The organism is Paraburkholderia sp. SIMBA_027, from assembly GCF_046535315.1.
Taxonomy (GTDB): Bacteria; Pseudomonadota; Gammaproteobacteria; order Burkholderiales; family Burkholderiaceae; genus Paraburkholderia; species Paraburkholderia tropica.
In genome coordinates this window covers 1-254 of the sequence record NZ_JAWRWY010001124.1, presented here as the reverse complement: position 1 = coordinate 254, position 254 = coordinate 1, and the positions used below count along the sequence as shown (strand labels likewise).

At 32.3% G+C, this 254-nt stretch carries 1 protein-coding gene; it reads right to left on the bottom strand.

Features of this window, described 5'->3' with window-relative positions; genetic code table 11:
- The coding region (locus SB764_RS42620; protein WP_410867124.1) for a hypothetical protein at positions 1–254 on the bottom strand (254 nt) is incomplete at both ends.

Sequence of the window (254 nt, the reverse complement as noted above, 5' to 3'; positions counted from 1 at the left end):
ATAGCAGCTACTTTACCTGTCTTAGCATCTAACCAAAAGAAAGCTACTGCTTCCCTATCTTTGTCATACCCTATAATGAATTTCTTCATGATTTCATCTGTAATACCACGTCTTAAAAGATAATCACGGTTTCTAAATAGATAAGGTCTTAACTCGTCCTTACTGAAGTATCTCGCTTCTAATTCTTCTTGAATATTAATAGTCAATTCTAAAGAATCAGTATCATCTATGACAATCCCATAAGAATTTAATAG